Annotated in this window: 6 protein-coding genes; 2 read left to right on the top strand and 4 right to left on the bottom strand. The window is 74.4% G+C overall.

Annotated elements, in window-relative coordinates:
- Positions 1–284: 284 nt before the first annotated feature.
- Both BZY54_RS42365 and BZY54_RS42360 read right to left on the bottom strand, forming a co-directional pair.
- Positions 285–1,787: an FAD-dependent oxidoreductase gene (locus tag BZY54_RS42365; RefSeq protein ID WP_086730698.1), complete on the bottom strand. Its 1,503-nt coding sequence runs from the start codon at positions 1,785–1,787 to the stop codon at positions 285–287.
- 27 nt (positions 1,788–1,814) lie between these two features.
- Entirely contained in the window at positions 1,815–2,855 is a 1,041-nt protein-coding gene (locus tag BZY54_RS42360; protein WP_086730697.1) for a DUF4349 domain-containing protein, read from the bottom strand.
- Between the two features lie 195 nt (positions 2,856–3,050).
- On the opposite strand from BZY54_RS42360, the gene hemG reads away from it, so the two are divergent.
- Positions 3,051–4,514 carry a protoporphyrinogen oxidase gene (gene hemG, locus BZY54_RS42355; RefSeq protein ID WP_086730696.1) on the top strand — a complete coding sequence of 488 codons (1,464 nt, stop codon included), beginning with the start codon at positions 3,051–3,053 and terminating at the stop codon, positions 4,512–4,514.
- A 5-nt stretch (positions 4,515–4,519) separates the two neighbouring features.
- Positions 4,520–5,251: a hydrogen peroxide-dependent heme synthase gene (gene hemQ, locus BZY54_RS42350; RefSeq protein WP_086730695.1), complete on the top strand. Its 732-nt coding sequence runs from the start codon at positions 4,520–4,522 to the stop codon at positions 5,249–5,251.
- Positions 5,252–5,261: 10 nt separating this feature from the next.
- Here hemQ and BZY54_RS42345 read toward each other — a convergent pair whose 3' ends face one another.
- Both BZY54_RS42345 and BZY54_RS42340 read right to left on the bottom strand, forming a co-directional pair.
- Complete coding sequence (locus tag BZY54_RS42345) at positions 5,262–6,938, bottom strand: alpha/beta hydrolase (RefSeq protein WP_086730694.1); 1,677 nt, start codon at positions 6,936–6,938, stop codon at positions 5,262–5,264.
- Positions 6,939–7,139: 201 nt separating this feature from the next.
- Positions 7,140–7,925, bottom strand: a complete 786-nt coding sequence (locus tag BZY54_RS42340) for a TIGR04222 domain-containing membrane protein (protein WP_086730693.1) — start codon at positions 7,923–7,925, stop codon at positions 7,140–7,142.
- Positions 7,926–8,148 lie beyond the last annotated feature (223 nt).

The following is an 8,148-nucleotide window of genomic DNA, read 5'->3' as shown; positions in this document are numbered from 1 at the left end:
CGGCGGGCCCGGGGCGCTCGCCGGTACGGGCTCGGGCTTCGGAGTGGGTGGGTTTCCGGCGTGGGGTCGGCATGCGGGCTGAGGCTGCGGGGGGCTGGAGCGCGCGGACGCGGGCTGAGGCTCCGGAGCGGCGGGCCCGGGGCGCTCGCGGGCACGGGCTCAGGCTCTGGAGCGCGCGGGCAACGGGCTCAGGCTGCGGAGCGGCGGGTCCGGAAGCGCGCGGGCACGGGCTCAGGCTCCGGGGCGAGTGACCCCGAGTGTGCCGCACGGTGCAGGACTCAGTGTCAGGGCGCGCCGTCGCGGACCTTCGCCGCGGCCTTCCTGGCCGCCACCAGCACCGGGTCCCAGACCGGTGAGAACGGCGGCGCGTACCCCAGGTCGAGCGCCGTCATCTGCTCCGCCGTCATGCCCGCCGTCAGCGCGACCGCCGCGATGTCGACCCGCTTCGCCGCGCCCTCCCGGCCCACGATCTGCACGCCCAGCAAGCGGCCGGTGCGGCGCTCGGCGAGCATCTTCACCGTCATGGGGGAGGCGCCCGGGTAGTAGCCCGCACGGCTGGTCGACTCGATCGTGACCGTCTCGAACCGCAGCCCGACCCGGCGGGCGTCCCTCTCGCGCAGTCCGGTGCGCGCGATCTCCAGGTCGCACACCTTGCTCACCGCGGTGCCGACCACGCCGGGGAACGTGGCGTAGCCGCCGCCGACGTTGGTGCCGATGACCTGGCCGTGCTTGTTGGCGTGGGTGCCGAGCGGGATGTGGCGCTCCTGTCCGGAGACCAGGTCGAGGACCTCCACACAGTCGCCGCCCGCCCAGATGTTCTCGTGCCCGCGCACCCGCATCGCCAGGTCGGTGAGGAGCCCGCCGTGGGCGCCGAGGGGAAGCCCGGCCGCCCGCGCGAGCCCGGTCTCCGGGCGCACGCCGATGCCCAGCACCACCACGTCCGCCGGGTACTCGGCGTCCTGTGTGGCCACCGCCCGGACCCGGCCGTCCTCACCGGTGAGCACCTTGGTCACCTCGGCCTCGCCGACCATGGTGATGCCCAGGCCCGCCATGGCCTCGTGCACCAGGCGGCCCATGTCCGGATCCAGGGTGGACATGGGCTCCGTGCCACGGTTGACGACCGTCACCTCGTAGCCGCGCTTGATGAGGGCCTCGGCCATCTCCACACCGATGTAGCCCGCGCCGACCACGACGGCCCGGCCCCCATGACCCCGGTCGTGGCGTGGCGGCGCACCGTCGAAGCCGCCGACAGGCGCAACCGCGAAGCCGTCGACGCCGCCACGCGCGCGTGCCAGGCTGTCGAGCAGCGCCTCGCCGTCGTCGAGGGTCTGCACGCCGTGCACTCCGGGCGCGTCGACGCCCGGCATGTCGGGGCGGATCGGCCGGGCCCCGGTGGCGATCACGAGTTTGTCGTACGACGTCCAGTACTCGGAGCCGGAGTCGACCTCCCGCGCGCGGACACGTCCCGCGGCCACGTCGATCTCCGTCACCTCGGTGCGCATCCGCAGGTCGATGTCCCGGGCGCGGTGCTCCTCGGGGGTGCGGGCGATCAGCCGGTCCCGCTCGTCGACGTCTCCGCTCACCCAGTAGGGGATGCCGCACGCCGAGAACGAGCTGAAGTGGCCGCGTTCGAACGCCACGATCTCCAGCTCCTCGGGCCCGCGCAGCCGGCGCGCCTGTGACGCCGCGGACATTCCCGCGGCGTCACCGCCGATCACGACCAGCCGCTCCCGGGCGGTCCGCGCCCTGCGCGTCGCCCTCGCATCCCTCGCACCGCTCATGTCCATGCGAACACGCTACGGCCGCGGGGGATCTCAGTCCTGCGCGCTCTCCTCGCCGCCGGTGGCCAGGCGCTCACTCTGCCGGGGCGCCTGCCGGGCGGCGGGCAGCGGGCCCAACGCGGTCGTCGGGGCTGCCGCGCCGCCCGAGGCGGCCGCGCGGCGCGGCAGCCGGGGCCGTACGATCCGCAGCCACACCAGGGCGAGCAGTGCCGCCGTGACGGCGAACGGGAGCACCGCGCCGAGGGCGAGCGCGATCCAGCGGATCACGGTGACGAACACGTGCCAGCCGCCGCCGAGCGCGTCCGCGAAGCCGGGCTCGTCGTGCGTGGCGGCCTTCTTCCGTACCGGCGTCTCGGACAGCGACAGCGTGATGGTGGCCAGGCTCGTGCGGTCCTTCAGGGACGCCTGCTGGGCGAGCAGCGACTCCAGGTCGGCCTCCCGGCGGCTCAGCTCGCTCTCCAGACTGACCACGTCGCCGAGGTCGCCGGCCTTGTCCATCAGCTCGCGGACCCGGGCCACACTGGCCCGCTGCGACTTGATGCGGCTGTCCACGTCGACGACCTGGTCGGTGACGTCCTGGGCCTGGGCCGTGCGCTCGACGAGCTTGCCGGTGCCCTGGAGGTCGGTGAGGACCTCGTCGTACCTGTCGGCGGGCACACGCAGCACGACGCGGGTCTGCTCGTGCCCCGCCTCGTCGCGGGTGGTGTTCTCGTCGCCGACGTAGCCGCCCGCGTTCTCGGTGGCCGCGCGGGCCGCGTCGAGGGCCTTGGGCACGTCCTTGACCTGCACGGTCAGCGAGGCGGTGCGGATGATGTGGCTGGTGAGCTTCGGCGGGGCGGTCGCCTTCGCGCCGGAGGCCGTGCCGCCGTCACGGCCCGAGGCGCCCCGCTGGGCCCCGCTTCCGGCCGCGCCGTCGGCCGCGGACTTGCCGGAGGAGGTCACGCCGCCTCCCGCGCTGCACCCGGTGAGCGCCAGGGCAGCCGCGAGCAGCAGTCCGGTCAGTGCGGAAGCGGGCCGAAGAGAACGCCGATCGCGGCGTCGATCGGAACGGCGCAGGGAACGTCGTGCGCGCATGCGGTGTACCCCCGAGGGTCCGTCGTGACGGTGTCCTTCCTTCGACGCCCGGGCCGCGTGGGACGTTGGCCGGAAACGGTTCCGATGCGGTCACGTTCGGGACTCGTGGCGGACACCGGGCCGGGCACGGGCGAGCAGATCCAGGACACCGGGTGCGCGGCGGGAGGGCCGGCGGGGTCTGAGACAGTGGGGGACATGAGCGCAACGGGCAGGGGCATGGGGCAGGTCGTCGTCATCGGGGCCGGGATCGCTGGGCTGGCCGCCGCGCACCGGCTGCTGGAGCGGGGGGCACGGGTGACCGTGCTGGAGGCGGCGCAGCGGGTCGGCGGCAAGCTGCTGCCCGGCGAGATCGCGGGCGTCCGCGTCGACCTCGGCGCGGAGTCGATGCTGGCCCGCCGGCCCGAGGCCGTGGCCCTCGCGCGCGAAGCGGGCCTGGCGGACCAGCTCCAGCCGCCCGCCACCGCTACGGCCTCGATCTGGACCCGCGGTGCCCTGCGCCCCATGCCCAAGGGGCATGTGATGGGCGTGCCCGGTACTGCCGCCGCGCTCGCCGGGGTGCTCTCCGAGGAGGGTCTGGCGCGCATCGAGCGCGACGCCGACCTGCCCCGGACCGAGGTCGGCGACGACGTGGCGGTCGGTGAGTACGTGGCGGAGCGCCTGGGCCGCGAGGTCGTGGACCGTCTCGTCGAGCCGCTGCTCGGCGGTGTCTACGCGGGCGACGCCTACCGCCTCTCGATGCGCTCGGCCGTCCCTCAGCTCTTCCAGGCCGCGCGGACGCACGACTCGCTGACCGAGGCCGTCCGCGAGATCCAGGCCCGGGCGGCGCAGGCCCAGCAGACCGGGCCGGTCTTCATGGGCATCGCGGGCGGAGTGGGCCGGCTCCCGCTCGCCGTCGCGGAGTCGGTGCGGGCGCGCGGCGGCGAGATCCTGACCGGGACACCTGTGACGGAGCTGCGCCGAGAGGCGCCGGGGGCGCCGGCGGCCTGGCGGGTCGTCGCCGGGGACCGGGTGCTGCACGCGGACGCGGTGGTGGTCGCCACGCCCGCGCCGGTCGCCGCCGAGCTGCTGCGCGCCGAGTCCCCCGAGGCGGCGGCGGAGCTGCGGGCCGTCGAGTACGCCTCGATGGCCCTGATCACCCTCGCCTACCGCTGTGCCGAGGCCACACTCCCCGAGGGCAGCGGCTTCCTGGTGCCTCCCGTCGACGGGCGCACCATCAAGGCGTCCACCTTCGCCTCCCGCAAGTGGGGCTGGATCGCCGAGGAGGACCCGGACGTGGTGGTGCTGCGCACCTCCGTGGGGCGCCACGGCGAGACGGAGATCCTGGGTCGGGAGGACGCCGAGCTCGTCGACGTCTCCCGTCGCGACCTGCGGGAGGCCACCGGCCTGGACGCCGCACCGCTGCGGACCCGTGTCACGCGCTGGACCGACGGCCTGCCCCAGTACCCCGTCGGCCACCATGCGCGCGTGGCCCGCATCCGCGAGCACGTGGGCAAGCTCCCGGGCCTCGCTGTGTGCGGCGCGATCTACGACGGCGTGGGCATCCCGGCGTGCATCGCGAGCGCGTACGCGGCCGTGGACCAGTTGCGGGGGGACGTGCGGGCTGTGCAGGAGCTCACGGCCAACCCGGTGCAGAGTCTGCACGGCGGAGCGGGAGAATAGGGGACATGAGTGACGACGCCCCTACCACCGAGTCCGGCAGGATCCCGAACAAGGGCAAGCTGGCCAAGGACCTCAACGAGGTCATCCGCTACACGCTGTGGTCCGTCTTCAAGCTGAAGGACGTGCTTCCCGAGGACCGCGCCGGCTACGCCGACGAGGTGCAGGAGCTGTTCGACCAGCTCGCCGCCAAGGACGTGACCATCCGCGGCACGTACGACGTCTCGGGTCTGCGTGCGGACGCCGACCTGATGATCTGGTGGCACGCCGAGACCAGCGACCAGCTGCAGGAGGCGTACAACCTCTTCCGCCGCACGAAGCTCGGCCGCGCGCTGGAGCCGGTGTGGTCGAACATGGCACTGCACCGCCCGGCCGAGTTCAACCGCTCGCACATCCCGGCGTTCCTCGCCGACGAGACGCCGCGCAACTACGTCAGCGTCTACCCGTTCGTGCGCTCCTACGAGTGGTACCTGCTGCCCGACGAGGACCGCCGCCGCATGCTCGCCGACCACGGCAAGATGGCCCGCGGCTACCCGGACGTGCGCGCGAACACGGTGGCGTCCTTCTCCCTCGGCGACTACGAGTGGCTCCTCGCCTTCGAGGCCGACGAGCTGCACCGCATCGTCGACCTCATGCGCCACCTGCGCGGCGCGGAGGCCCGCATGCACGTGCGCGAGGAGGTCCCGTTCTTCACGGGCCGTCGCAAGGACATCGCGGACCTCGTCGCGGGCCTCGCCTGATCTCTGCCGGTCACTCCCCGGCCGGTCGCCGCTCGGCCTTCCCTCCCAGGGCCCTGCGCAGTTCCCGCGCGCGGGTCTCCTGGAAGGTCGGGCCGTCCGGCCGCGGCTCGGAGTGGGGTGCGCACGCCGCGTTCCGCTCCGGCAGACGCCCCTGAAGCAGGTACGCGTCCACGTAGGCGTTGACGCACCGATTCGGGCCGTAGGCGATGCCGTGCGTGCCCGCGTCCCGCTCGGTCACCAGCCTGGAACCGGCCAGCCGCCGGCGCAGTTCCAGGGCGCCCTCGTACGGCGTGGCCGCGTCCCGCTCGGCGGCCAGGACCAGCGTGGGCGGCAGCTCGCCGGGTCCGGTCCGCACGTCCAGGGGCCGCTGCCGGGGCGCCGGCCAGTAGGCGCACGGCAGGTTCGACCACACATTGCTCCAGGTCTCGAACGGGGCCACCCGCGCGAGCCGTGTGTTGTCCCGGTCCCACACCCGGAAGTCGGCCGGCCAGGGCGCGTCGTTGCACTCCACGGCGGTGTAGACCGCGGCGCCGTTCTCCGCCTCGGCGGCCCCCGCCCGGTACGGCGCGGCCAGCGCCACCAGTGGCTTGTCGTCACCCTTCAGATACGCCGACAAGGCCTTGGCGCCGCCCGGCCAGGAGTCGTCGTCGTAGCCGGAGTTGAGGAACGCCGCCTGCAACTGCCCCGGCCCCACCGTGCCGCCGGCCGGTTTCGCGGCGAGTCGACGCAGGGCCCTGTCGTAACCGGCCTGCACCGCGCCCGCCGTACGTCCGAGCCCGTACACGTCGTGGTGCCGGGCCGCCCACTCGCGGAAGTCCCTCCAGCGGGCCTCGAACGCGGTCGACTGGTCGAGGTTGTTGCGGTACCAGATGTGGGCGGGGTCGGGGTTCACCGCCGAGTCGAAGACCATCCGCCGCACGTGCGAGGGGAACAGCGTGGCGTACAGCGCGCCGAAGTAGGTGCCGTAGGAGGCGCCCATGAACGTCAGCCTCTCCTCGCCGAGAGCCGCGCGCAGGACGTCCAGGTCACGGGCGTTGTCGAGGGAGTTGTAGAAGCGCAGGTCCCCACCCGCGCGCCGGGCGCAGCCCCGGGCGTACGCCCGGGCCTCGGCGACGCGCTGCCTCTTGTACGACTCCGAGGGGTGCGTCGGCGCGGGGGAGGGCGCCTTGTAGAAGCTCTTGGGGTCCTCGCACGACAGCGGCGCGGAACGGCCCACCCCGCGCGGGGCATAGCCGACGAGGTCGTAGGCGGCCGCGACCCTCTTCCACTCGGGCAGCAGCCCGATCAGCGGGAAGGACATGCCGTCGCCGCCCGGCCCGCCGGGGTTGAACACCAGGGCGCCCTGGCGGGGCACCCTGCGCTTGCTGTTGCGGGGGTCCGTATGGGTGGCCCGGACCCGGCTGACGGTCAGCCGGATCGTCCTGCCGTCGGGATGGGCGTAGTCGAGGGGCACGGACACCGTGCCGCACTCCACGGTGCCGGGCAGGTCCTGGGCCTTCGGGCAACTGCCGAAGTCGATGCCGGCCGCGCGGGCCCGGGAGGCCGCCAGCACGGTGCCGCGCAGCTCCGCCGCCCCTCCCGGCGTCCAGGTGCCTTCCGTGCCCCGTGGGGTGCCGCCGGCCGGGGCGGCGGTGAGGGCGGCCAGGACCAGTGCTCCGACGGCCGTGTGGACGGCGGCTGCTCTCATCGCGTATCCCTTCGGCGCACGGTGGCAACAAAAGGGATGTTTCGTGCGTCGGTGGGTGAAGGCAAGCACCGGCCGCCCGGTGTCGGCGCCGATGCGCCCGATGCGCCCCGAGTGGGCGCCGAGGGCGCTGGAGCGTGCGGGCGCCGGGACGTGGTGCGGGCACCCGCTGCCGCGTGCGCCGTCTCGGCACGGACCGGCCGGTCACTCCCGCCAGGGCTGGTCGCGGTGGGCGAAGGCGGCGCGCAGTTCGGGTTCGCCGATCGCGCGGACGCCGCGCACGGCCACCGAGGCCAGGTACGTCCGCTCGTCCCCGGCCCCGCGCACACGCCGGGCCAGCGAGCCGAGCAGCCGCTGTCCGGCAGGCGACGCCCAGCGCGAGTGCGGGGGGATCTCGACGCGGGCTATGCCCAGGCAGCTCAGGGTGAGCGCGAGGGGCAGCGCGAACCAGAGGGCGACCAGGTCCCGTGGCATCCCGGTCGGACCGGGCAGCAGCAGCGCGGCCGCACCCAGCGCCAGGACGGCCAGCGCGGCGCCCCGCACCTGACGGATCCCGGCCGCGACCGTCGACGCCACTCCGTCCGGCACGGCCAGACCCGCGCTGACCAGCCGGTCGGCGAGGCTGCGCACCGAGTCCGCGGCGGCCGTGGCGACCCGCACGGGAGCGATCCGGGACTGCCCCTCCGGGCCGATGGCCCCTATGACGGATCGCTCGATCTCGTCCCGGCCGCGCGGATCCACGACCGTCGCCCAGCCGGTGTGTGCGAGCAGGAGCCGGCGCTGACGGGCCATGGAGACCAGCGTCACGTCGGCGACCCGCGCGGGGCCGCCCGACAGGAACGCCGCCTCGTACAGCGTCAGCTCGTGTCCCTGGCCCGCGGACGCGTCGCGCGGGTCCACGGCCGCCGCGCGAACGGCGGCCAGGCACAGCCGCATACACGCGGCGCCGGCGACGGCCCAGGCCAGCAGCAGGAGAACGACCCAGAACATGACGCGTTTCTATGCCAGAGGCCTGGGAAACTCCATGCCCTGTTCACATTCCGGACCGAGTGTGGCCGGTATGTGACGTTCCGTTTGTTTCGCCGGGTCAGGGGGTCCGTGTCTCCGGCCGCGGAGGCGGGCTGGAGGCGGCGGGCGGCAATGAGTACGTCGGTGACGCCTGCGCTCCGGACGGGGTGACCGGGACCGCCTCCCCCGGCCCGCCGGCCGGGGC

Source organism: Streptomyces carpinensis (genome assembly GCF_002154505.1).
Classification (GTDB): domain Bacteria; phylum Actinomycetota; class Actinomycetes; order Streptomycetales; family Streptomycetaceae; genus Streptomyces; species Streptomyces carpinensis.
This window is presented reverse-complemented; position numbering and strand designations above follow the sequence as displayed.

Coding starts and splice junctions, on each gene's coding strand:
- hemG (WP_086730696.1), top strand. CDS start 3,051: ATGAGCGCAACGGGCAGGGGCATGGGGCAGGTCGTCGTCATCGGGGCC.
- hemQ (WP_086730695.1), top strand. CDS start 4,520: ATGAGTGACGACGCCCCTACCACCGAGTCCGGCAGGATCCCGAACAAG.
- BZY54_RS42365 (WP_086730698.1), bottom strand. CDS start 1,787: ATGGACATGAGCGGTGCGAGGGATGCGAGGGCGACGCGCAGGGCGCGG.
- BZY54_RS42360 (WP_086730697.1), bottom strand. CDS start 2,855: ATGCGCGCACGACGTTCCCTGCGCCGTTCCGATCGACGCCGCGATCGG.
- BZY54_RS42345 (WP_086730694.1), bottom strand. CDS start 6,938: ATGAGAGCAGCCGCCGTCCACACGGCCGTCGGAGCACTGGTCCTGGCC.
- BZY54_RS42340 (WP_086730693.1), bottom strand. CDS start 7,925: ATGTTCTGGGTCGTTCTCCTGCTGCTGGCCTGGGCCGTCGCCGGCGCC.